Origin of the sequence: Chryseobacterium binzhouense (assembly GCF_007474545.1) — a bacterium.
In the GTDB taxonomy this organism is placed as follows: Bacteria; Bacteroidota; Bacteroidia; order Flavobacteriales; family Weeksellaceae; genus Chryseobacterium; species Chryseobacterium binzhouense.
Map to the genome: position 1 here is coordinate 724984 of NZ_VKOG01000001.1, position 25285 is coordinate 750268.

23 protein-coding genes are annotated in these 25285 nt (G+C 34.2%); 15 read left to right on the plus strand and 8 right to left on the minus strand.

The genetic code is table 11. The features are described from left to right. Nucleotides 1-71: 71 nt before the first annotated feature. The 4 genes from FNE73_RS03290 to FNE73_RS03305 all read right to left on the minus strand — a co-directional run bounded on the left by FNE73_RS03290 (nt 72) and on the right by FNE73_RS03305 (nt 3843). The gene (locus FNE73_RS03290) at nt 72-1718 is read right to left on the minus strand and encodes a serine hydrolase domain-containing protein (RefSeq protein ID WP_143883343.1); all 1647 of its coding nucleotides are present in this window, start codon (nt 1716-1718) and stop codon (nt 72-74) included. A gap of 125 nt (nt 1719-1843) precedes the next feature. Further along, entirely contained in the window at nt 1844-2416 is a 573-nt protein-coding gene (locus FNE73_RS03295; protein WP_143883344.1) for a YIP1 family protein, read from the minus strand. Nucleotides 2417-2421: 5 nt separating this feature from the next. After that, on the minus strand, nt 2422-2688 hold the full coding sequence (locus tag FNE73_RS03300) for a DUF2089 family protein (RefSeq protein WP_185147278.1): 267 nt from the start codon (nt 2686-2688) through the stop codon (nt 2422-2424). A gap of 309 nt (nt 2689-2997) precedes the next feature. After that, on the minus strand, nt 2998-3843 hold the full coding sequence (locus FNE73_RS03305) for a prephenate dehydrogenase (RefSeq protein ID WP_143883346.1): 846 nt from the start codon (nt 3841-3843) through the stop codon (nt 2998-3000). A 157-nt stretch (nt 3844-4000) separates the two neighbouring features. Here FNE73_RS03305 and FNE73_RS03310 point away from each other — a divergent pair, with 157 nt between their 5' ends. After that, complete coding sequence (locus tag FNE73_RS03310) at nt 4001-4990, plus strand: NAD(P)H-dependent flavin oxidoreductase (RefSeq protein ID WP_228429856.1); 990 nt, start codon at nt 4001-4003, stop codon at nt 4988-4990. Between the two features lie 9 nt (nt 4991-4999). Here FNE73_RS03310 and FNE73_RS03315 read toward each other — a convergent pair whose 3' ends face one another. Both FNE73_RS03315 and FNE73_RS03320 read right to left on the minus strand, forming a co-directional pair. Continuing rightward, the gene (locus FNE73_RS03315; RefSeq protein ID WP_143883347.1) at nt 5000-5620 is read right to left on the minus strand and encodes an HD domain-containing protein; all 621 of its coding nucleotides are present in this window, start codon (nt 5618-5620) and stop codon (nt 5000-5002) included. 42 nt (nt 5621-5662) lie between these two features. After that, nucleotides 5663-5941, minus strand: coding sequence for a rhodanese-like domain-containing protein (locus tag FNE73_RS03320; protein WP_089741980.1), 279 nt, complete (start codon nt 5939-5941; stop codon nt 5663-5665). Between the two features lie 106 nt (nt 5942-6047). Here FNE73_RS03320 and queG point away from each other — a divergent pair, with 106 nt between their 5' ends. Further along, a complete protein-coding gene (gene queG / locus FNE73_RS03325; RefSeq protein WP_143883348.1) occupies nt 6048-6995 on the plus strand; it encodes a tRNA epoxyqueuosine(34) reductase QueG in 948 nt (315 codons plus the stop codon). Nucleotides 6996-7067: 72 nt separating this feature from the next. Here queG and FNE73_RS03330 read toward each other — a convergent pair whose 3' ends face one another. Next, the gene (locus FNE73_RS03330; protein WP_143883349.1) at nt 7068-8246 is read right to left on the minus strand and encodes a carboxypeptidase regulatory-like domain-containing protein; all 1179 of its coding nucleotides are present in this window, start codon (nt 8244-8246) and stop codon (nt 7068-7070) included. A 416-nt stretch (nt 8247-8662) separates the two neighbouring features. Here FNE73_RS03330 and FNE73_RS03335 point away from each other — a divergent pair, with 416 nt between their 5' ends. From FNE73_RS03335 to FNE73_RS03385, 11 genes are all read left to right on the plus strand, one after another. Then, nucleotides 8663-9064 carry a hypothetical protein gene (locus FNE73_RS03335; RefSeq protein ID WP_143883350.1) on the plus strand — a complete coding sequence of 134 codons (402 nt, stop codon included), beginning with the start codon at nt 8663-8665 and terminating at the stop codon, nt 9062-9064. A gap of 403 nt (nt 9065-9467) precedes the next feature. Continuing rightward, nucleotides 9468-10433, plus strand: a complete 966-nt coding sequence (locus FNE73_RS03340) for a mechanosensitive ion channel family protein (protein WP_317129863.1) — start codon at nt 9468-9470, stop codon at nt 10431-10433. 136 nt (nt 10434-10569) lie between these two features. Beyond that, nucleotides 10570-11289, plus strand: a complete 720-nt coding sequence (locus tag FNE73_RS03345; protein WP_143883352.1) for a pyridoxine 5'-phosphate synthase — start codon at nt 10570-10572, stop codon at nt 11287-11289. A 92-nt stretch (nt 11290-11381) separates the two neighbouring features. After that, nucleotides 11382-12176 (plus strand): alpha/beta fold hydrolase, encoded by a 795-nt coding sequence (locus tag FNE73_RS03350; protein WP_143883353.1) that lies wholly within the window; start codon nt 11382-11384, stop codon nt 12174-12176. Between the two features lie 108 nt (nt 12177-12284). After that, entirely contained in the window at nt 12285-12482 is a 198-nt protein-coding gene (locus FNE73_RS03355; protein WP_130915351.1) for a microviridin/marinostatin family tricyclic proteinase inhibitor, read from the plus strand. Nucleotides 12483-12565: 83 nt separating this feature from the next. Then, nucleotides 12566-13525, plus strand: coding sequence for an MvdC/MvdD family ATP grasp protein (locus FNE73_RS03360; protein ID WP_143883354.1), 960 nt, complete (start codon nt 12566-12568; stop codon nt 13523-13525). Further along, nucleotides 13515-14522: an MvdC/MvdD family ATP grasp protein gene (locus FNE73_RS03365; RefSeq protein ID WP_143883355.1), complete on the plus strand. Its 1008-nt coding sequence runs from the start codon at nt 13515-13517 to the stop codon at nt 14520-14522. Before FNE73_RS03360 ends, FNE73_RS03365 begins: the two co-directional genes overlap by 11 nt. A 7-nt stretch (nt 14523-14529) precedes the next feature. After that, complete coding sequence (locus tag FNE73_RS03370; protein ID WP_228429860.1) at nt 14530-16686, plus strand: peptidase domain-containing ABC transporter; 2157 nt, start codon at nt 14530-14532, stop codon at nt 16684-16686. Nucleotides 16687-16689: 3 nt separating this feature from the next. After that, nucleotides 16690-17706 carry an NAD-dependent epimerase/dehydratase family protein gene (locus tag FNE73_RS03375; RefSeq protein WP_143883356.1) on the plus strand — a complete coding sequence of 339 codons (1017 nt, stop codon included), beginning with the start codon at nt 16690-16692 and terminating at the stop codon, nt 17704-17706. Further along, entirely contained in the window at nt 17706-19475 is a 1770-nt protein-coding gene (locus FNE73_RS03380) for an AMP-dependent synthetase/ligase (protein ID WP_143883357.1), read from the plus strand. Before FNE73_RS03375 ends, FNE73_RS03380 begins: the two co-directional genes overlap by 1 nt. A 106-nt stretch (nt 19476-19581) precedes the next feature. Continuing rightward, a complete protein-coding gene (locus FNE73_RS03385) occupies nt 19582-20643 on the plus strand; it encodes a diphosphomevalonate/mevalonate 3,5-bisphosphate decarboxylase family protein (protein ID WP_143883358.1) in 1062 nt (353 codons plus the stop codon). A gap of 575 nt (nt 20644-21218) precedes the next feature. Here FNE73_RS03385 and FNE73_RS03390 read toward each other — a convergent pair. Then, complete coding sequence (locus FNE73_RS03390) at nt 21219-22367, minus strand: methionine aminotransferase (RefSeq protein ID WP_143883359.1); 1149 nt, start codon at nt 22365-22367, stop codon at nt 21219-21221. 75 nt (nt 22368-22442) lie between these two features. Here FNE73_RS03390 and FNE73_RS03395 point away from each other — a divergent pair, with 75 nt between their 5' ends. Both FNE73_RS03395 and FNE73_RS03400 read left to right on the plus strand, forming a co-directional pair. Next, nucleotides 22443-23225 (plus strand): TIGR00266 family protein, encoded by a 783-nt coding sequence (locus tag FNE73_RS03395; RefSeq protein ID WP_143883360.1) that lies wholly within the window; start codon nt 22443-22445, stop codon nt 23223-23225. 148 nt (nt 23226-23373) lie between these two features. Further along, a complete protein-coding gene (locus FNE73_RS03400) occupies nt 23374-25257 on the plus strand; it encodes a DNA topoisomerase IV subunit B (protein WP_143883361.1) in 1884 nt (627 codons plus the stop codon). Nucleotides 25258-25285 lie beyond the last annotated feature (28 nt).

Below are 25285 nucleotides of genomic sequence, written 5' to 3' on the forward strand. Positions count from 1 at the left end.
AAAAGATGCGCACGTTTTGAGTAAAAGATACGGGCGTTTTAGATGAAACGTCCGTATCTTTTCTACATAGATTATTTCTTATCAAAAATAAGGCTATTTCCGTTTTGAATGAGAGTAAGCTGTTTCTTTTCCGGCGTAAAGATTATTTTCGCACCGGCATTATCAGATTTAAACTGATCTTTTTCAACATATTCCAAAGGGAATTCAGGTTGATTTGTACCCTGCGCAAAAAGACTGTCATCTTCAATAAATATTTTTAAACCTAATGGAATTTCTTTAGAACTGTACTCACCTGTATATTTTTGCAAATCTGAAGCAGGTATTTTTTCATTGTTCAATTTGGGATATTCATATTCTTTATTGTATAAAAGACTCAGAACACCAATGGCAAAATTATTGGCACCAATCCGGTCTGCATTCAGAGAATACGAAAAAGAAATTTTGTCTTCGGGATTATAAACCATCAGGGAATTGGTTCCGTAAGTACCGCCACTATGCCCGTAGTATTTTTTGGAGAAAAAAGGAACAGTTATAATTCCTTTTCCAAAATTGTCATTTCCTTTAGGCATCATTTCAGAAAGTGAAGCTTGGGAAACAATTTTACCTTCAAAAATATGATTAATGATGATATTCAGCGTTGTAGGGTCGGTTGCAATATCTCCAACACCTACTACATTATTAAAATCGAAATCTTTTTTGCTTATCCATTTTCCGGTAAAATCATAAGGCAGATAAACATTAGCAGGATTTTGGCTTGCAGTATAAAAATTATTTAATTGTAAAGGGGTTGTAAATGTTTCTTTCAGATTTTCGGCATACGTTTTTTTAGTGACTTTTTCTAAAATTTTAGTCAGAAGATAATATCCTGTGTTTGAATACCTTTTGTCTGTACCCGGCTCAAAAACAGAACCCTGTTCTTTGATATGAGCCATTATTTTTTTATCATCAGATTTATTGATGAGCCACATTATATCGTCTTTTCCCTGCACATAATCTCCCAGACCTGAAGTGTGGTTCAGCATCTGGCTGATGGTAATTTTTTCTGCATTGGGAACCTCCGGGAAAAACTTTGAGAGTTTATCATTCAGATTCATCTGTTTTTTTTCAATCAGTTTAAAAATCATGGAAGCCGTCATGGTTTTGGTAACAGAACCAATCTGAAAAGCAGAATGTTTTTCTGAGCTGGAAGGAAGATTCTGCTGCCCGAAATTTCTTTTGTAAATTTCTTTACCGTTTTTGAATAAAGAAATTTCTCCGGCTTCTGCATTGTTTTTTTCAAGGTAAGAAATGAAATCATCAATTCTTTTAATGCTCTCATTCAGATTTTGAGGCAGCTGCAAAGTTTCATTTTTCGCAGCATAATTGCCTTTTTCACTTGAAGGTTCTAATATTAGCGGAAGCGAGATACCATTTTGACTGAATGTTCCTGTAATTTTTTTTCCTTCCAGCATACCTGTGTAAATTCCTCCGATAGCTGAAATCTCAAGTGTTAACTTATTTTTTTCAAAAACAGTTTTGTCGACAGGAATATCTTTTACTTGCTGTAACGGGCTGTCTGCAGTAGAAGTATAACCTTCTTTATCTTTTTTGATATTAAAAATCAGTGGTAGTTTTGAACCCTGAAAGTTGAGCTCGCCTTTCCACGTACCAGTAATTTCCTGTGAAAAAAATGACGTGAAACAGATCAGCATCAGAAATATTGAAAGTTTTGTTTTCATATGGATGTTTTTATTGGTTTTTTACGAGAATCGACAATTTTCATTGGTTTGTTTCATATTATAAGGTTGATCAATTTTATTTGCTAATCAGGTAATTTAATTCCTGTTTTTCAAAATACTATAATTCAGACTAAAAATTGCGAAACGATAATCGTTATGATAACTGTAAAAGCGAATAATATAATTTTTTTCACATCTTTTATATTAGTTGCAGTTTTAAAGCCGTTATAAAGTAAAGTGAATCCGTGGGCAATGGTGATTAATGCAAAAAATGCAAAAAAGCAGAGAATAATGAGATCCGAAGCTGGAATTTGAGGTGTTTTATCTTTCGGAAGTTCTGCGGTGGTCAATATTGCCTGTTCTACAACCGGAATTTCTCCTATTAAAATAAGCAGTAGACCCGGAATTTGCGCAATAATGACGGTATTGATGATATCAATAAGTCGTGTTCTCCTGTTGAAAATTTTTCCCAGAGCGAAAAGAACAGCAATAGCGATTAGGTAGCTTTTCAAAGTGATAAGCACCGTTCTCAATAGAGAATCATTTTCCCCGATGTATCCGTAATGAAAAATACTGTCCATATGAAACCCCAATAAATAAGTAACAGTAAAATTTATCAGCATAAAAATAAGACCGGCAGTAATCAGCTGTACTTCACTGAATTTTGAGAAAGGATTTAAAAGAATTTTCCACTTCATGAGTTTTATTTTTTTAGTTGATTAATTTTCTGAATAAGATCGTCCATTTTATTCCTCATAGTCGGATAAGAGAGTGCAGCCTGTTTTGCCATTTCTTTGATGCTTCCGCTGGAAAGAAAGAAATTAAGGATAAAATCCTGCTCATCTCTGTTGAGTTTTAAGAAAATGGGTAGTTCATAATCGCCGTTTACATTTGTGCCGCAGTCAGGACATTTCATCTGACTTACGTTGAGAGTATGATCGCAACTTGGACAAAATATTGGAAGTTTCATTGAAATTTATTTTTTACAAATGTAATATTTGTTTTAATAAAATTAAAATATTTTTTAATAAAATTAAAATAATATTGAGTTTATAATAAACAATATTCAAGAATAAATTTGGATTAAGTAGATTAAAACCTAAAACAAAGGTAAAATTTAAGCACAAAAATTTTTTCTGCTCACATTTAAAAAAGCGAAAACAAACAAAACTATCTTCGTTATGTTATAGATTTAAGTTTAAGTAAATCAGTAGGTTAATTCAAATTTTCTTTAAGCCTTAAAATAAAATTTTTGTGTTGGAAAAATTAAAATTATGTTTTATTTATTCAGAATTTCCCTTATTCTGTTAGCATTAACGATAAGTTCTTCCAGATAGTCAAAATTATCTTTTTCCAAAGCCGATTTGAATTTTCGGAGCTGGGAAATATGTTCGTTTAAGACATCCAGAACATTGTCTTTATTTTGCTTAAAGATTGGAACCCACATTTCAGGATGGGATTTTGCCAAACGAACAGTGCTGGAAAAACCCGAACTCGCCAGCTGAAAGATGGTATCTTCCTCTTTTTCTTTTTCCAGAACCGTGTTGGCTAATGCATAAGAGGTGATATGTGAAATATGTGAAATATAGGCAGTATGGATGTCATGATCTTCTGCACTCATATAAATCGGATGCATGTCAAGGTTGGTTACCATGTTTTCTACAAGCTGTAATGCGTCATCCGCTGAATCTTCACGGTTACAGATAACGCCGGCTTTTCCTGAAAAACTCTCTGCAACAGCTGATTTCGGACCATGATTTTCTGTTCCCCACATCGGGTGAAATGCCACAAATCTTGATCTTTTAGGATGATCTTTTACCGAATTTACGATTCCTGATTTGGTAGAGCCAACATCCATTACCGTTTGTTGATCTGAAATTAAATTTAAAACTTCCGGCAGAATCTCTCTTGCGAAATCTACAGGAGTTGCAATGATAATCAGATCTGAATTTTTTATTCCATTTTCAAAGTCAGCTTTTCCGCTGATAATATTTAAAGATAATGCTTCGTTGAGATTGTCTGTATTGTTGTCAATTCCGTAAATAAAATCTACGGTGTTTTTCTGTCTTAATTTTAATGCAATCGAACCGCCGATTAATCCTACGCCAATAATGCTTATTTTCATATATAAGTCTATATTTTTTAGTTGTCATGTAGATGTCAGATTTTAAAGCCTGAGTTTTCCGGTCATGACCATTTTCATAATTTAAATTTAAAAAAATAAACCCCGCCAAAAAAGTTTTTTGTTTTTTGACCTCAATAAAATTTAATATTTTTACGCTATGAGTAATTTTATAGATTTTAATGCAGCTAAAAAGCTTCACGATATGCAGGAAAATAAAAACAGGCTTACCGAACTTTTCAAAATACAATATCCGATCATTCAGGGCGGAATGATCTGGCATTCTGGGTGGCGTTTGGCTTCTGCAGTTTCCAATTGCGGAGGATTGGGAATGATTGGTGCAGGAAGCATGTATCCCGATATTTTGCGTGAGAATATTCAGAAATGCAAAAAAGCTACAGACCGGCCTTTTGCCGTTAACGTTCCGATGCTTTATCCTAATCTTGAAGAGATTATCAATATAATTTTAGAAGAAAAAATAAAAATTGTTTTTACATCTGCCGGAAATCCAAAAACTTATACTGAAGCATTGCAGAAAGAAGGAATAAAAGTAGCTCATGTAGTTTCTTCTACAAAATTTGCGGTGAAGTGTGAAGATGCAGGTGTGGATGCTATTGTTGCAGAAGGTTTTGAAGCCGGCGGACATAATGGTAGAGATGAAACCACAACACTATGTCTCATTCCCAATGTAAAGAAACATATTTCTAAACCATTGATTGCAGCGGGCGGAATTGCATTGGGTTCTCAAATGAAAGCTGCCATGATCCTCGGAGCAGACGGAGTACAGATCGGAAGCCGTTTTGCAGCCACTTTAGAAGCGAGTTCCCATGATAACTGGAAAAAGAAAATTACCGAACTTAACGAAGGAGATACTCATCTTACGCTCAAAGAACTGGCACCTGTAAGAATGGTGAAAAATAAATTTTTCAATGAACTGGAAGAAATTTACAATGCTGGAAGAAATACAGAAGCATTAATAGCTTCTTTAGGAAGAGCGCGGGCTAAAAAAGGAATGTTTGAGGGTGATATGGAAGATGGTGAACTGGAAATTGGTCAGGTCTCCGCTTTGATAAATGAAATACTACCCGTTGAAAAAGTTTTTGAAAATCTTCTGAAAGAGTTTAATGAAATTAAAAATCCTGTTTTGTAAACAGGGTTTTTAATTTAAGTTTTTTAGCTCATCCATCATATTTTTCCTTGCAGTTGCTTCGTATTTTTCACGGAAAAATTCTGTTTTGTAAATGTTTTCCAAATCGAGAAAATGCTGTAAAACTTTCTTTCTGCCCGGTTTGTACACGAAGTCAGGATAGATTGAATATTCTTTTCTTATCTGTTGTATATATTGGCTGTAAATTTCAGAATTTTTTCCAAGAATAGACAGATCAGCGTCCAGAAGATAATTGGTATCCGTATCGTTTGATTTTTGATGAGATTTTGTTGCTAAAATCTGGCTGCAGATTACCTCAATATCATTTGTATTCAGATCTACATCAGTCAGTCTTTTTGCAGCATAATCTGCACTTTTTTCTTCATTAGATTTCGAAGTTGCATTATAAATCACATCGTGATAAAAAATTGAAAAAGAAATAATTTCAAATTTTTTAATATGCTGTTTTACATGCCCGATTTCTTCAAAAAGTTTTTTTATATGCAGAAGATTGTGATAGTGTCTTGACTTTTCAGCATAATTTTTACTGACCTCTGTCCATAGTTTTTCTATTAATTTCTGGTCATCATAATAATGAAAACATAGATTTTTAAATGTTTCTTCTAAAATCATATTCTTATTAACAAAAAAAGGAACCTGAAGTTCCTTTAATATTTACAGTTGAGATTTCAATTCTGCCCAGCCTCCGCCGTTATATCCTTCTTTCAAACCCTGTGAGTTCAGATATTCCAAAGCTTTTCCGCTTCTGTTTCCGCTTCTGCAGAATAGGATTACAGGCTTTTCGATAGATAAAATCTCATCTTTTCTGTCTTCCACTTCTCCGAGCGGAATATTTTTTGCGCCTTCTATATTTCCGTCCATTTCCAGTTCCATAGGTTCACGAACGTCAATTAATTCATAGTTTCCTGATTGTAATACATCTGCTAATGACATAATGCTTATTTTTTTATTAAATTAATGATTTTGAATAACTGATTATTGATGAAATTCAAATTCAAACAAATTTATAAAATAATCTTAGTTTTGCAATGCGAAATCTATGAATTCAAAAGCCGAACAATATTCAAAGCTCATAAAAACCAAAGCTAGCAGTTTTGGATTTCAGAATTGTGGAATTTCAAAAGCTGATTTTCTGGAAGAAGATGCAAAACATCTTGAAAACTGGCTAAAAAGGAATTATCATGGCGAAATGAAATACATGGAAAATCATTTCGACAAAAGACTTGATCCGAGATTGCTGGTAGAAGGTTCCAGGTCTGTTATTTCTCTTTCTTACAATTATTTTCCCGAAGAAAAAATTCCTTCTCTGGACAATTTTAAAATATCTAAATATGCATATGCCGAAGATTATCATGAAGTCATTAAGGATGTTTTAAGAGAAATGGTCACTGAGCTTCAGCAAGAAATAGGTGAGTTTTCTTACAGGGTTTTTGTAGATTCTGCTCCGGTGATGGAAAGGAGCTGGGCAAAAAAATCAGGAATAGGATGGGTGGGAAAAAACGCTAACCTGATTACTAAGCAAAGCGGCTCATTTTATTTTCTGGCTGAAATTATTTGTGATCTGGAATTAATTGCAGATCATGAAACAACAGATCACTGCGGAACGTGCAGAAAATGTATTGATGCGTGTCCAACAGATGCAATTGTCTCAGATAAAATTATAGACGGAAGCAAATGTATTTCTTATGCAACCATTGAGCTAAAAAATGAAATTCCGGATCATTTTAAAAATAAAATGGAAGACTGGATGTTTGGCTGCGACATTTGCCAGGATGTTTGTCCGTGGAATCGTTTTTCAGTTCCGAATTTTCAGAATAAGTTTAAACCGAATGATCAGCTCAGAAATTTCAGAAAAGGAGAGTGGAAAGAGCTTACACAAGATCTGTTTTCGGAAATATTCAGAAAATCCCCGGTAAAAAGAACCAAGTTTTCAGGATTGAAAAGAAATATAGATTTTCTTGCTCAGTCTGAAGAACACAAACTTTAATTCAGAAAAAAACCGGAAAATAATTTCTCCCGGTTCTTGGTTATTAGTAATCAGTCTGAAGTGTTCAATTTTCTAAAGGTTCAAAATCACATACTGTAAAATTACCCCTGCATTTCCGATGTTTCCGGTAGCATGATTGTGAAAAGTGGTATAATAGATATATCCGCTGTTGGTAGTTCCGGTACAAGAGCCTACAGTAGCTCCTAAAGCCACAAGATAAGGTACTGCAATTTGTGGAACAGAAACACTAATTTGAATATTGCCGGGTAGCGTTATGCAAACTGTGGTAAAGGTCGAGTTGGAGGAATTCCCGATAGGTGTATTGGGAAGCCCTGTTGCTGTAAATTGATTGGTTCTCAGCATTAATGCATCATTGCTTCCTGCATCTTTTACCATAACTTCCCAGTAATTTGCATCATAATTGATGATTTTCTGCCATGCTCCCATGTCATAATCAATATTCAGGGTATTGAAGCCTAAAGCGGTTGATAAACCCGTATTATTAACGGATGCAGCAACCATTCCCGATGAGCCGGTGTTTTTAGAACAAAGTTTTGAGTCAGGAACAAAACCTCCGGGAAGCGCACAGTTGTTGGTATTGTCATTACCTCCTACAAGATAAGAAACATCCCAGTCTGAAGCATAAATACTTCCTCCGTTTGCCACAAAAATAGCTAAATTATTGTCTATAATCGGATAAAGAGAAGCATTGGTGCTGTATTTTCTGGATCCGCAATTAAGGAATATAATGTCGTACTGTGCAATAGTAAGCATATTGGCAAGATCTGCATTTGTAATTTCAGTTGCGGTATAACCAAGATTTTGAATAATATCTTCAATTTTATCGAAACTTCCCTTTACATAAGCAATTTTAGCAACCTGATTGAGTTTGGTCTGGGCAGAATTGAGACTTAAAGTTTCATTTTCTTTAATTGTTGCAGAGATCTCTGTGCGGAAATTACTTCCGTTACCGGTCTGAATGTAGATGGTATGATTTCCTGCAGGGGCGTCCATTGTAAAGTTTCCATTGGCATCAGAAGTAGTATGATAAATCTTGTATTTATCGTCGAAAGTAAAAACAGAAGCACCACCAATTGGTTTGTTTCCGTTTTGTGACATTACTCTTCCGGATATTTTTCCGGTTTTTACTGTGTTGTCTATAACAGTTTCTACGGCTGTTTCGGATTCCGAACGGCAGGAAATCACCGCCAACAGGAAGATTAACAGAAAAAGAAGATTAAGCTTTCTCATAAATGTAAGTTTTTTAGGTTAGGATTACTAAATTAGTTAATTTTTATTAAGTTGTTAATTTTATCATCTTATTTTTATTATTAAATTAATTTTTTATAATTTTTATTAATAATAATGCCTATTGGATGAGCGATTAGCGACGGATAATTTATTAGTTTTGTGAAATGAAATATTCAGAAGTATTTTTTTATTTTTATTATGAAAAGGTATGATTATGGGTATTTATTTGATAAATAAATTTAAGGATGAAAGACGAAATAAAAGATACCAAAAGTTTCTACACGAATTATGCGAGCGTTTTACATACGCAATATTAAATCAGTAAAATTATTTGATGTAATAATTTTTTTAATTTTTTTTGTTTTTTAATTTACAATTTATTAGCTTTGAATTACTAATCAAAACAAATTAATATCATGAAAAATTTCTTATTGAGCTTAATTGCTATTTTTATTTTGTCAGTCTCTGTCTCTGCAAGACTAAATAATGATGATAATAGATATATCAATGAAAAATTAGCTGCGAATGTTAAAAATAAAGTAACCAAGGAGCCTATAGTAGATAGTTTTGAAGTTGTTGAAGATGCAGAGGAGGCAAATGGAAGTAATAATAGTGCAGATGCAATAAAACCTTGTAGAATAACTGTTAACTATTATTATGAGGGGCATTTTGTTGCACAACAAACATATACTGGTAATACATGTCCATTATATGGACAAACCACCTGTAGAGAATGGAAGGCAGATGTTATGAAAATGATTTGGGGTCACATTCGTGAACATGAGACAATGATGCCTACTGGAGGACTTACATGTTAAGAGAGTTAAAAAAATAAAAAGAGCTGCTTTCATTTGAAAACAGCTCTTTTTATTTTAAATAATAATATTTAGAATTTGAAAAAATATTTAAAATACCTTAAAAAAAATGAAAGAAGAAATACAAGGGACTAAAAATTTTTTAGAAAACTTCAGTGACGAGATTCATTATTTCATAAAAGATAATGTTCACCATGACTTTGTTCTTTCACTGCAAATATTTTTTAAATTTATTTTGCTGATTAGTATAATCTTTGTAGTTGATTTAACTATTAAGCTTTTTTTAAATACGGTTTTTAAATTTTTTTTCAATAAAGATAGATACCCTGTTTTAAAATCTATTTACTCTTCTAAAATAACAAATTCATTTAGTCATTTAATTGCTCTAAATATCGGAAGTTTTTCGATGTTATCTATTTTTTGGAGACATACAAAGAGTCCTGAGTTTTTAGAAAAAGTAATTAATTTAGCAATTGTTTTCATTATTGCAGGTCTGTTTTATAGATCTTTAACAACTTTTAGATATTATTTCACTATAAAGCAGGATTATTATAAAGTAATGGCAATCAATGCAGTTTCCGAGACTATTAAAATTCTTGGGATTTTTGTGTTTTCTGTGGTGGGTATCTGTGTAATTTTTGGAATCAAGGGTACTACGATTGTCGGTAGCTTAGGAGCAATTACTGCAGTGTTGGTTTTGGTATTCAGAGATACAATTTTAGGATTTGTTACCGGTATTCACGTAGCAACATCTAAAAGTCTGAAAGTTGGCGACTGGATCGGAATTCCGAAATATAACATTGAAGGAAATATTTTAGATATAAGTCTTTTAACAACAAAAATTGCCAATTTTGATAAAACGATTTCTTCTATTCCTACTTACGATCTGCTTACAACTGAGATTAAAAATCTCCAGGTAATGTCAGAATCCAATACCAGAAGAATAAAAAAATCAATATTCTTTAATATTAATTCGTTTAAATTTCTGAGCAATGATGAAATTGAAAAATTAAAAGAAATCAACCTGCTTTCAGACTACCTCAACCATAAAACTTCTGAAATTAATTTTGAAAAAGAAAATATAAAACATAAAGATAAAATTATTAACGGTAGGCAGCTTACCAATATTGGTGTTTTCAGATATTATACACAAAAATATCTTGAGCAGGATCCGCAGGTAGATAAAAACAGCCCAATTATGGTGCGTCAGCTAGAAATTACTACACAAGGTCTTCCAATGGAGGTCTACTGTTTTGCCAATGACTCAAAATGGGAGCATTTTGAAGAAATCCAGGCTGATATTTTTGATCATTTACTGGTAGCTTCCAAAGAATTTGATTTACAGATCATGCAGATTGGTTTGCCAAAATAATCATCATTTTTGTGATAATAATTTTCATTCATTCTGAGATAAAAAGAACTTTATAAAGAGACTTTGAAGAGGTTTCTTTATTTTTGTATATTAATAAAAAGAGGTAGTGATCATAATCCTCAAATTTTAAGTAAAAATGACAAAACTAAGTGTAAATATTAATAAAATAGCTACCTTAAGAAACGCAAGAGGCGGAGAAACGCCCAGTGTAACGGAGGCAGCAGTTAAAATTCAGGAATTTGGAGCGCACGGAATTACCATTCATCCCAGACCTGATGAAAGACATATTACGAGAAAGGATGTCTATGATCTGAAACCTTTGGTTCATACCGAATTTAATATTGAAGGAAACCCGCATCGTGAATTCATCAATATGGTTTTAGAAATAAAGCCGGAACAAGTAACATTGGTTCCTGATGCTGATGATGCTATTACCTCAAATGCAGGTTGGGACTGCGAGAAAAACCTGGATTTTCTGAAATCGGTTATTGCTGAATTTAAAAACGCGGGAATCAGAACTTCTATTTTCCTTGATCCGAATCCGGAAATGGTGAAATTTGCTGCAGAAACAGGCACTGACAGAATTGAATTGTATACAGAAGCCTATGCTAAAAATTACTCTGTGAATAAAGAACAAGCGATCAAGCCTTATGTTGAAACTGCTGAAAAAGCGGCTGAATTTGGTTTGGGAATCAATGCAGGACATGATTTGAGCTTAGAAAATTTAAAATATTTTTCAGACCATATTCCAAATCTCCTGGAAGTTTCTATCGGACATGCTTTGGTTTCTGAAGCTTTGTATATGGGAATGGAAAACACGGTTCAGGCATATCTGAAAAGATTGGCAAAGTGGTAAATTCATAGACATCAGATGTTAGATTCAGATATTAGACTAAAACGTCATAATTATAATCTAACATCTTGTGTCTGAAATCTAATATCTAAAAAATGGAAATTTTACATTCAAAAATATTTGGCGAAAATTTATCGTCAACACCGCTCTTAGTGTTTCACGGATTATTCGGAATGCTCGATAACTGGGGAAGTTTTGGGAAAGAAATAGGCGAAATTATGCCTATTCACTTAATAGATCTGAGAAATCATGGCAGAAGTTTTCATTCCGAAAATATGTCACATGATGATCTTGCAGACGATATCGCTAATTACATGAGCCATTACGGCATACAAAAAGCGCACGTTTTAGGACACTCATTAGGCGGAAAGGCGGTCATGCAGTTTGCTGTCAATTATCCCGAAAAGGTTGAAAAACTTATTGTTGTAGATATTTCTCCAAAATCCTATCCGCCACACCATCAGGGAATTATAAAGGCTCTGGAAACGGTAAATTTTGATGAGATGAAATCTAGAAGTGAAGTAGAAGAAGTTTTGAGTCAGTATATTCCTGAAAAATCTACTATTCAGTTTTTGGCTAAAAATCTATATTGGGAAGAAAACGGCGATTCTAAAAGGCTGAACTGGAGATTTAATCTTAAAACTTTAGCAGAAAAATACAGTCAGTTTGTATCTAATGCCATTAAATTTGGTGTTTTTCAAGGTGAAACTTTATTTATTGCCGGGGAAAAATCAAACTATATTTTACCGCAGGATGAATTTTCCATCAAACAGCAGTTTCCTAAGGCGCAGTTTGTGAAAATTAAAAATGCGGCGCATTGGGTTCAGGCAGATAATCCTGTTGATTTTGCGGTTATAGTAAAAGATTTTTTAGATTTAGCAAAAGTTTAAATGGCGGTGAATTATAATGTTAAAATTTTCTTAAATAATGTATTTTGCTTTTATTGATCACTAATAATTATTACTTTAGTAAAGTCAAATCAATAAAAATATTTCATTATGGAAAAGAAAAAATTAAAAAAACCGTTTTTTGCTTCGTTTTTAGAAAATCAAATAAAAGATACTAAAGCGGTAAAAGGAGGTGCATCGGGAACAGGACTTACAACTCCTTTGAAAGATACGGTTACGAAGCCTGTTTATGATACCCATCAAACAATGAAGTATCCGTCAGACGGAGATGAAGGAAGTGATATTTAAATTTTCTCTTAGAAAAGCATATTAACAACTTTATATTGAAAGGAAACTTAGACGTCAAGTTTCCTTTTTTATTATGATTAAAGATGATTCTCTGTATCACTCATTCTCAGGACTTTTACAATATTGATCTTTTTTTTGAATATCTTGCATCGAAAAATATTCCTTTTTTTCGGTTAAATTCTGATTGTTTCAACCATCAGATGAAGTTAAGTCTTAATACTAGTTCGTTTACAATAACGGATGAATCGGGAAATCAAATCAGTTCTGAGGATATAAAAGCGGTCTGGCACCGCAAAACCTGGAGTATTAAATTCCCCGAAGATCTTGATGATCATTACCGGTCTATTTTTTTAAATGAATATCAAAGCTTAAGATTAAATGTTTTCACGACACTCGAACATCTTCCATGGATCAATCCTTTGCAGTCTGAAAGAAACATTGAGTCCAACAAGATTTTGCAGCTGAAAATTGCCAAAAAGAATGGCTTAATAATTCCTGAAACACTTTTTTCAAACAATGAAGATGGGGTAAAAGATTTTTTCCGTAATTTCTGTAATGGTAAAGCAATTGCAAAACTTCACGGAACGATTTCTGCGTCTATGAATGGTCAGGAAATGATTTCGACTATAGTTTTTGATGAAAATAGTCTTGAGCATCTGTCTGATATTACTTCTTGCCCAATGATTTTTCAGCCCTATATTCACAAGCAGTATGAGCTGAGAATTGTGTATGTAAATGGTGAATTTTTTACCGGAAAGATCAATAACAGCATTCATGCTGACTGGCGGGTTTCCCGGTCAGACTTTTTCTGGGAAAAATATGATTTGCCGGAAGCTGTAGAAAACAGTTTAAACTTAATGATGAAAGAAATGGGATTGATTTTTGGAGCTATTGATATGATTAAAAGTACTGATGGAAATTACTATTTTCTGGAAGTAAATCCGCAGGGAGAATGGGGAATGCTTCAGAAAGAATTAAATTTTCCTATTGCAGAGAGAATCGCAGATTATCTTATAAACAGAATATACACCAATGAACAATAAAATATTAATTATTACACATACACAAGACAGTTTTTCCTTAGAAAAAGTTACAGAATTTATCGCTCAGAATAACTTCGAGGTTATCCGTTTCGATGTAGATCTATATCCTTTAAAAAATCAACTTTCTACTGTTTTTGAGAATGGAAAATGGATTTCATATTTAAAAACACAAGACACCAAAATTAAATTAGATGATCTTTCTGCAGTTTGGTACAGAAGAGCTTACAATATAGGGACTGGCTTAAAAGAAGAGCTGGAAGCTAAATTTTTTGGTCCTGCTATGGGCGAAATCAGACATACACTTTTTGGTTTTATAGAATCTCTGGATTGCTATTCATTAGGAAAGCCAAGTGTGTACCGCAGAATCGACAGCAAAGAAGAACAGCTTAAAATAGCACATAAATTAGAATTTAAAATTCCTGAAACCTGCATTACAAATGATCCGGAAGAAGCTAAAAGATTCATTATGCAGCATCAGAATGTTGTTGGGAAAATGCAAACAGGTTTTGCAATCTACGAAGATGGCGTTGAAAATGTAGTTTTCACCAATGTTATTGATGAAGAAAGCCAGGAAAGATTAGATTCACTGGTGTATTGTCCGATGCAGTTTCAGAAGAAGATTGAAAAGAAAAAAGAGCTGCGGATTACGATAGTCGGGCAGGATGTCTATGCGTTTGAAATTGATTCGCAGCAATCTGAGGATGCAAAAATAGACTGGAGAAAAGATGGCATCAATTTAATTGACAAATGGAAAAAAACGAATATTCCGGCAGATATTGAGCAGAAACTTCTGAATTTACTTGATGTTTATCATGTAGATTATGGTGCCGTTGATATGATTGTTTCGCCCGAAGATGAATATTATTTTATCGAAATCAACGCCGCAGGAGAATTTTTCTGGTTAGATAATCTTTTGGATGATCATGCAATTTCAAAAAGCATTGCCGATGTTCTCTGCGGAAAAGTGCCCAGAAGAAACAATATGGTTTTAAAATAAATTTTTCGTGGCAAAAATTACCTTTTACAGGCAGCTCGATTCGATGGATTGCGGACCGACATGTCTTAGGATAATTACAAAATATTTTGGAAAGAATTTTTCAGCGGAATATCTTCGCCTGATTACGCTTCAGTCCAGAACAGGGGTGAGCTTTCATGATCTCATTTCCGCTTCTCATGAACTGGGTTTTGAAACTCTTGCGGTTGAAACTGATTTTGAAAAGCTGATGTCTAAAGCTCCTAAACCCTGCATTTTACACTGGAAGAATGAGCATTTTGTGGTTTTGCCTCCACAGGAAAAAACGGATAAAATTCTGATTGCTGATCCTGAATATGGAAAAATATTGCTCTCTGAAGATGAGTTTAAAAGCAGTTGGCTTCAGAACACTGAAACAGGGAAAGCTCTTTTGCTGCAGCCTGCTCAGAAATTTTATGATAAAAAAGAAGAGAAAATTCAGGAAGGCTTTGGTTTTCTCATCTCATACCTCAAGCCTCACAGACAATCTTTGGCTGTGTTGGTTTTTACTTTGCTTTTGACCAGCATAATCACGCTTGCTTTTCCTTTTCTTACACAGAATCTCGTAGATAAAGGAATCAATTCTAAGGATAAAAATCTGGTTCTGATGATCATTGCTGCGCAGATTTTTCTTTTTTCCGGAAACAGTTTTATGGAATTGATAAGGAGCTGGATTATGCTGAAAGTCAATACCCGGGTAAATATCAAACTGATCAGCGATTTTATAGAGAAACTCATAAAGCTTCCCGTTTCTTATTTTGAATCTAAAAAGCTGGGTGATATTCAGCAGAGGATTTTAGATCATCAGAGAATCAATTCTTTTCTTTCAACCAATACGCTTTCAATTCTTTTTTCATTTTTAAACCTTATTGTATTTTCAGTGGTTTTGGGAGTTTATAATCTCGTCATTTTACTGATATTCTTTGTCTTGAGTGCACTTTCGGTCATCTGGATTTCTGTTTTTTTAAACCGGAGAAAAATTTTAGATCAGAAAGAATTTGTTCTTAACAGTAAAAATCAGAATATTCTGAACGAAATGGTTTTGGGAATGTCTGAAATCAAAATCAATCAATCAGAAAATTTCCAGAGAACTAAATGGGAAAATCTGCAGCATGATGTATTTGAAAGAAATAAAAAAGCGCTGAAGCTTTCGCAATATCAGATGATTGGGGCGGGTTTCATCTCTCAGCTTAAAAATATTCTTATTACAGGATTTGCAGCCTTTTCGGTTATTGATGGTGATCTTACTTTGGGGATGATGCTTGCCATCAGTTTTATTGTCGGTCAGATGAATTCGCCTTTCGATCAGCTTCTGTATTTTATAGAGATTTCTCAGGATGCAAAATTAAGCCTGGAAAGAATTGCTGAGGTTCATACCAAACCGATAGAAAATACAGCCCAGCATTTTAAAGAAATAAAGAACAATAATGATATTGTACTCAATAATGTAAGCTTTGGTTTTGGAGATTTTGATATTCTGAAAAACTTGAATGCCGTCATTCCGCATGGTAAAGTAACGGCAATTGTAGGAGAAAGCGGAAGCGGGAAAACTACACTTTTCAAGCTTCTTCTTCGTTTTTACGAGCCAGATTCAGGACAAATTGATTTTGGCGGAACTTCATTATCGGACATTTCACTTAATGAATGGCGTAAGATCACGGGAACTGTTCTGCAAGAAGGTTTTGTTTTTTCTGAAAGTATTCGGAGAAATATAACTTTGAAGCAGGATAATATTGATGAAAATCTGCTGGATTATGCTGTAAAAGTTGCAAATTTGCAAAAACTGATTCAGCAGCTTCCGCAAGGTATGGATACCATTGTCGGAAACGACGGAATAGGTCTGAGTACAGGGCAAAAACAGCGTATTTTGATTGCAAGAGCCATCTACAAAAATCCGTCTGTTTTTCTTTTGGATGAAGCAACGAGTGCTTTGGATGCGCAGAATGAAAAGGAAATCATGAGCAATCTTTTTGATTTTTTTAAAGGAAAAACGGTGATTATCATTGCACATCGCCTTAGTACGGTAAAAAATGCAGACCAGATTCTTGTTCTGAATGACGGAACTTTTATTGAAAAAGGAACTCATGCCGAACTGTTGGAAAAGAAAAATTTTTATTTTAATTTAGTAAGTAATCAAGTAGGAATATAATTAATGGTTTTCGTAACAGGTGCTACAGGGATTTTAGGCAGGGTAATCGTTCTGGAACTTTTGAAAAAAGGGAAAAAGGTACGGGCAGCCAAAAGACCTACCAGTAATTTAATTGAGGTAAAAAATTCTTACCGTTATTATACTGAAAATTCTGATGATTTTTTCAGCAAAATTGAATGGGTAGATATTGATTTTGAAGATATTCTTTCTGTTGAAGCTGCATTAAACGATGTTACGGAAGTTTATCATTGTGCCGCCAAAGTAGGGTATAACCCAAAAGACAGTAAAGAAATTTATCGTACCAACACAAAAAGCACTGGAAATCTTTTATATGCATGTGAAAATTCCACTGTTAAAAAATTTCTTCATGTAAGTTCTATTGCAGTCTTAGATTTATTCAACGAAAACGGAGAGCTTGACGAGAGCTCAGATTTTAATCCTAAAGAAGATCATTCTGCATATGCGATTTCAAAACATATTTCAGAAATGGAAGTCTGGCGCGCTTCTGCGGAAGGATTGAATACGATCATCATCAACCCCGGAATGATTATAGGAACCGGAAACTGGGGAAAAAGCAGCGGAGATGTTTTTCCTACTTTTGAAAACAACAGCTTTACATTTTCCGGAGGCACAAGCTATGTAGATGTGAGAGATGTTGCAGAAATTGCTGTACACCTTATGGAGAAAGAAAAGTTCGGTGAGCGTTTTGTGATTGTATCAGAGACTAAAAAATATGCTGAAATAGGAGAGCAGATAAGAAAAAAATTAGGTCTGAAAGAAGCTAAAATTCTTTCAAAGAATATTCTTCAGATCGGCAGAGTTGCCAATGTATTGTTCAGCTGGCTTATTCCTCAGCTGAGAATGGCAACAAAAACTAATATAGAAGCTGTTTCAAACCTGAATTTTATTTCAAATAAAAAAATAAAAGAAAGACTGGGGTATCAGTTTATTCCTGTTTCAGAAAGCATAGACTTTCATCTTAATAACTATATTAACGACAAAAAGCTGAATAAAAAGTAATGAATCTTGCAGAGGCTATCATCAGAAAAAATGTAGAAAAACATCCTTTAAAATCAGCAGTCGGCTTTAAGAAAAAAGATTCGGGATGGAAGGAACTGAGCTGGAATAAATTCAGTGAAATTGTTTACAAAACCGCCAATGCACTGAAAAATTCAGGAATTGGAGAAAATGATAAAGTTGCTATTTATGCAGACAATTCAGCAGAATGGATGATTTTTGATCTTGCTGTATTATCTGTAGGAGCCATTACTGTTCCTATATATTCAACCAATAATGGTGAACAGACAGAATTTATCCTTAATGATTCGGGTTCGAAAATGATTTTGGTGGGAAATCAGTCTCAGTATGATGCTTGTCTGGAAATTTTACAGAAACAAAATACTCAGTTCGCAACCATTATTGTTTCTAAAAAAGCAGTCTGGATTAAAAAAGAGTTCAGCAGTTTTTATCTAGAAGACTTTATTGCTAAATCATCTCCAAAATTTGACTTTATCAATAAAGATGATGAGGACACTGCAACATTGATCTATACATCAGGTACAACGGGAACACCAAAAGGGGTGATGCTCTCGCATGGTAACTTTATCAAAGCTTTTGATGCACATTTTGATTATTTTAAATTCAGGAATTTTGAAGAAGAATTGTCGCTGGCATTTTTACCTTTAACCCACGTCTTTGAAAGAAGCTGGAGCTTACTTTGCCTTTACGGCGGTGCAAGAGTTTATTTTCTGGAAGATCCGAAAGATATTGCCAAAACTCTGGAAGAAGTAAAACCGACGATGATGTGCGCTGTTCCAAGATTTTTTCAGAAAATTTATGCAGGCGTTTTAGAAAAAGCAGAGGAAGGCCCTTCTTTGAAAAAGAAAATTTTCAGTTGGGCACTGGAAACAGGATGGCAAACTGCTGAATTAAGAAGAAATGAAAAAGCTATCCCTTTTGGATTAAAGATAAAAGAAACTTTTGCCGATCTTCTAGTCTTTAGTAAAGTAAAGGAAAAGATGGGCGGCAGACTTTGGTTTCTTCCATGCGGAGGAGCATCTTTGTCACCTGAAGTAACCCGTTTTTTTGAATCTATCGGCATTCATGTAACGGTTGGTTACGGCTTAACAGAGACAACCGCAACATTAACGGCTATGCCTTTTACTCGTTTTGAACACGGCAGTTGTGGAAAGCCTTTGCCCGGAGTTGAAATAAGAATTGGAGAGCAAAACGAAATTCAGGCAAAAGGTAACGGTATTATGAAAGGTTACTACAATAAAGCTGAAGAAACCGAGAAAGTTTTTACTGAGGACGGCTGGTTTAAAACCGGTGATGCAGGAAGATTTGATGACCATGGAAATCTTTTCATTACAGATCGCATCAAAGATCTTATGAAAACTTCCAACGGAAAATACATTGCTCCGCAGCAGATAGAAAATCTTCTTACCAACAATAATTTTATTCAGCAGATTACTTTAATTGCTGAAGGACGCCAGTTTGTTTCTGCTCTGATTGTTCCGAATTTTGAGTTTTTAACAGAGTTTTTAAAGAAAAACGCCATAAGTTTTACCAATTGGGAAGAAATTGTCAACAAAAAAGAAATTATAGATTTTTATAAAGAGAAAATAAATGAACTTCAATCTCATCTTTCAGATTTTGAAAAGGTGAAAAAGTTTACTTTAATGCCGGCTGAATTTGAAATTGGCAGCGGAGAGATTACTCCTACTTTAAAAGTAAAAAGAAATGTTGTCTTGAAAAAGTATGCTGATGTGATTGAAAAAATGTATTAATGTAATTATAAGAAAGCTCCAAAAGGACAAAATTACCAATAACAGGTTAAATCTGATTTAGAAAAATAAGCAAAACGATGAAGCCCTGAAAAGGCGAATAAAAATTATGACAACAAACGAATTTTTAGGAAAAGAAAATTTCACAGTAAAAAATATATCAGTTTTGGAGAGCTGTCCGTCTAATATTGCTTTAATTAAATATTGGGGCAAATATAAAGACCAGATTCCGGCAAATCCGAGTATCAGTTTTACTTTGAACCATTGTAAAACCAATACTGAAATAGAGTTTTTTGCTAATGAACCATTCTCTGTTCAGACTTTTTTAGCAGGGAATGAAGAAATTAAATTTGCTGAAAAAATAGAAAAATATTTTAAGAATATAGAGCAGTATTTGCCTTGGATTCTAAAGGGAAAATATATCATCAAAACAGAAAATACATTTCCTCACAGTTCGGGAATTGCAAGTTCAGCTTCCGGTTTTGGAGCTATTGCAAAATGTCTGATGAAATTGGATGAGTGTTTTTCTTCTGACATTCAGGATCCATCATTTATAACAAGAAAAGCTTCATTTTTGGCAAGATTAGGAAGCGGAAGTGCATGCAGAAGTTTGTATGACGGATTGGTTGTTTGGGGAGCAACTGATGAGGTGGAAGGTAGTTCAGATCTGTTTGCAGTTAAATATTCTGATGCTGAAATTCATCCTGTTTTCAAAGATTTTAATGATTGGGTTTTATTAATTCATGAAGGTGTAAAAAGTGTTTCTTCCACTGTGGGTCATGGTTTGATGAATACTAATCCTTATGCTGAAAGGAGATTTCAGGAAGCCCGGGAGAATTTTGTTCCGATGAAAAAAATATTGAAATCAGGAAATATGGAGGATTTCATTAAACTTGTGGAGCATGAAGCATTGACCCTTCATGCGATGATGATGATGAGCGATCCGGCTTTTATTTTAATGAAAACCGGAACTTTAGAAGTTATCAATAAAATTTGGGATTTTAGAAAAGAAACAAGTTTGCCATTATTTTTTACTTTGGATGCAGGAGCGAATGTTCATTTATTGTTCCCGAATGATGGTTTCGAAGAGCAAATTAAAACATTTATTGAGTCTGAATTGCTGCAGCATACTCAAAACTATGGAGTTGTGAAAGATGTGATGAAATGGTAATAAACTTCCATATTAAGAAGCGGCGAATGTCTAGAATCAAAAACCATTTTTTTAAGGAGCAAATTCCGGATAAAGTTGTGATTGAAAAAAGTAAAATTTCGTACGCACAATATTTCATTATTCCATCAATTTTTACTTTTGTAGGTTTACAATATTTTAAACAAAGTGATTATAATCCTACTTTTTTGTTTTTGATTCTGCTTGGTGGTTTATTTAGTTTTGGACTGAATATTTTTCTAACAAGAAAATTCAGAAAAAATCCCGAAATTGTTTTAAACAAAAAGGGAATAACTTTCTCAGACAGTCGAACAATTTTTTGGAATGAGATTGAATTCTATCATCTACAGCATAAAAATTCAATTTTGAGAATTTTTTTAAAATGTAAAAATGAAGATTTTGCTTTTGAATTTAATTATTTACCAATTTCAAAGGTTAAATTAAAAGTTCTGTTGAACTCTTTTTATAGAAAATCTAACAATCAGAAACCTGCTTATAAGCCCATTGTTAATAATGTTTTGCAAATCAATGATGTAAAACTTAATAATTATTTAAATTAAACCTGTAAGATTGTTTTCTTAAAGCTTTTGTAAATTCTCAAGCGCTTTTTCGAGCGTTTCATTCTTCTTTGCAAAGCATAATCTGATTACATTTTCATTCATCTTGTCTTTGTAGAAAGAAGAGAACGGTACGGTTGCCACTTTATGATTAATGGTAAGTTCATAGGCAAAATCAAAGTCTGTTTTATCAGAAATTTTATCATATTTCACCGCCTGAAAGTAGGTTCCTTCACAATCCAGAAGCTCAAAAGACGTGTTTTTAAGACCTTCTCTCAGAAAGTCACGTTTTTCCTGGAAGAATTGACTGAGTTGAAGATAGTTGTTTTCATTTTTCATGTAGTCTGCTAATGCCAATTGTAAAGGGGTATTCACACAAAAGACATTGAATTGATGTATTTTTCTGAATTCATCAGTCAGTGATTTTGGTGCTGCGCAGTAGCCGATTTTCCAGCCGGTAATATGGAAAAGTTTTCCGAAAGATGCAATGAGAAAGCTTCTTTCTTTCAGTTCGGGATATTGGCAAATGCTCAGGTGCTGATTTCCGTCAAAAACCATGTTTTCATATACTTCATCACTTAAGATTAAAATGTTTGTGTCTTTTACAATTTTTATTAATTCCTGAATGTCATCTTCCTTTAAAATCTTTCCGGAAGGATTGTTTGGATTATTCAGAATGATGAGTTTTGTTTTGTCTGAAATCAGATTTTTAATTTCATTCCAATTGATGGTATAATCTGGTGCCGTCATCCTGAATCTTTTAACAATTCCTCCGAAAAGCTCTACGGTTGGTTCATAGCAATCATAAGCGGGTTCGAAAATAATTGCTTCATCACCATCTTTTATGATTGTGGCAATAGCTGTGAAAATTGCCTGTGTTCCGCCTGCGGTAATGGTGATTTCTGTATCGGGGTGATAAACAGAACCGTGAGAATTTTCAATTTTTTGTGCAATTTGCTCTTTCAACGGTAACATTCCGCCTAGTGGCGCATACTGATTAAATCCATTTTTGATATAATGATCTGCAAGACTTAAAAGTTCAGGATCTGCAGGAAAATCAGGGAATCCCTGAGATAAGTTAATGGCTTGGTTTTCATTGGCAAGCTGGGTCATCAAGCTGAAAATTGTGGTTCCTACATTAGAAAGCTTAGATAAAGGAAGTTGTATCATAGATCAATATGGATTTATACAACTAAAATAGGTTATTTTTAGGATTAAAATTGAATAAATTAAAAAAATAAAATTATGAATAATCACGAAATTGATTACAAGATTCACGGCGAGGAAATGCAGTGTGTTGAGATTGAACTTGATCCACAGGAAAGTGTGATTGCTGAACCGGGAAGTTTTATGATGATGACAGAAGGTATAAAAATGGAAACTCTTTTTGGTGACGGCAACGAAAAAGGATTGATGGGTAAACTTTTCTCCGCCGGAAAAAGGCTGCTTACAGGTGAAAATCTTTTTATGACTGTTTTCACCAATATTGCTCACGGTAAAAAGCATGTCACTTTTGCAGCTCCTTATACAGGTAAAATTATTCCTTTGGATTTAAGCCAGCTGGGCGGGAAAGTAATCTGCCAGAAAGACTCATTTCTTTGTGCAGCAAAAGGTGTTTCTGTGGGAATTGAATTTCAGAGAAAATTGGGAACCGGGCTTTTTGGTGGCGAAGGATTTATTATGCAAAAGCTTGAAGGAGACGGGATGACATTCGTACACAGTGGTGGTCATGTTATTGAAAAAGATTTGCAGCCGGGAGAAATTCTTAAAATAGATACAGGCTGTATTGTCGCATTTACAAAAACGGTTGATTATGATATTCAGATGGTTGGCGGAATTAAAAATACTCTTTTTGGCGGAGAAGGTGTGTTCTTTGCCCAGCTTCGCGGACCGGGAAAAGTATGGATTCAGACACTCCCTATTTCACGTCTTGCCGGCAGAATTCTTCAGTTCGGAACCGGACAGCGGAAAGAAGAAGGCGGGATTCTCGGAGGTTTAGGCAATATTCTTGACGGTGACCGTTTTTAATACAAAAAGACATAACTTTTGGTTGTGTCTTTTTTTGTACCTCATTATTTATAAAGCTTTTAATTGTGATACTCTGAGAAAAAACATCTCTTAAAATTCGTCTTTTTTTGTTCTAATTCGTATTTTTGTCTGTTTACTGAATTTATATATGTCACAAGATTTACAGCCCAACTATTCCGAAGAAAATATCAGAACCCTCGATTGGCAGGAACACATCCGTCTGCGTCCCGGTATGTATATTGGGAAGCTTGGTGACGGCTCTTCTGCCGATGATGGAATTTATATTTTGCTGAAAGAAATTCTGGATAATTCAATTGACGAATTCAGAATGAAAGCAGGAAAAAGGATTGAGATCAAAGTTGATGAAGGGAAAGTCCAGATTCGTGATTTCGGTCGCGGTATTCCGTTGGGAAAAGTTGTAGATGCGGTTTCAAAGATGAATACCGGAGGTAAATATGACAGTAAGGCTTTCAAAAAATCAGTCGGTCTGAATGGGGTAGGTACAAAAGCTGTAAATGCCTTATCAGATTATTTTCGGGTACGTTCTTTCCGTGACGGAAAAATGAAAATTGCAGAATTTTCCCGAGGTTTAATTACAGAAGAATTTCCGGAAAAAGAAACTTCAGACAGAAACGGAACCGAAATCTCTTTTACTCCTGATGCGGAAATTTTTCTTCATTACAAATTCAGAAAAGAGTATATCGAGAGAATGCTCCGCAATTATGCATACCTAAATCCTGGATTGAAAATTATTTTTAACGGTGAAACTTTTTTCTCGGAAAACGGTCTTAAAGATTTGCTTGATGAAGAGCTTGAAAATGAGACGCTTTATCCGATCATTCATTTGAAAGACAATGATATTGAGGTAGCCATTACCCACACCGATAAATCTCAGACGGAAACTTATTTTTCTTTTGTAAACGGACAGAATACAACACAGGGCGGAACTCACCTGAATGCATTTCGTGAAGCTTTTGTAAAGACAATACGGGAGTTTTTCAACAAAAATTTTGATGCTTCGGATGTACGGAAGTCAATTGTTGCTGCTGTCTCTATTAATGTTGAAGAGCCTGTTTTTGAATCTCAGACCAAGACCAAACTTGGTTCAAATGATATCGGACCAAATGGTCCGACTGTGCGTACTTTCATTATTGATTTTCTTAAAAGCAAATTAGATAATTTTCTACATAAAAATCCTGAAATTGCAGAAGCAATTCAGAGAAAAATTTTGATTTCTGAAAGAGAAAGAAAAGAGCTTTCCGGAATTCAGAAATTAGCGAGAGAAAGAGCCAAAAAGGTTTCGTTGCACAATAAAAAACTCCGTGACTGCAGACAGCATTACAATGACCAGAAAGCAGAAAGAAAAGCGGAGACACAAATATTTATCACTGAGGGGGATTCTGCTTCCGGATCTATTACAAAATCCAGAGATGTAGAAACTCAGGCTGTATTTTCACTAAAGGGTAAGCCACTAAACTGTTATGGCTTAACCAAAAAAGTGGTATACGAAAACGAAGAATTCAACCTTCTTCAGGCAGCTTTGAATATTGAAGAAAGTCTTGAAGACCTGCGCTACAATCAGGTCATTATAGCTACGGATGCCGATGTTGACGGAATGCACATCAGACTTTTGATGATTACATTTTTCCTTCAGTTTTTCCCTGATGTAATCAAAAACGGGCATTTATATATTCTTCAGACTCCGCTTTTCAGAGTAAGAAACAAAAAGGAAACAAGGTACTGCTATACAGAGCAGGAAAGAATAAAAGCTTTAAACGAATTGGGCAAAAACCCTGAAATTACGCGATTCAAAGGTTTGGGAGAGATTTCTCCTGATGAGTTTAAGCATTTTATCGGGAAAGATATTCGTCTGGAGCCAGTAGTAATTGGGAAAGATCAGACGATTGAGCAGCTTCTTGAATTTTATATGGGTAAAAATACTCCGGACAGACAGGTTTTTATTCTCGAAAACCTTGTGGTGGAAGATCCCGATATTGATAAGAAGGAAATTTTGGATGAAATAGAAATTTAGAAAGATTTAAAGATAAAAACACAAATAG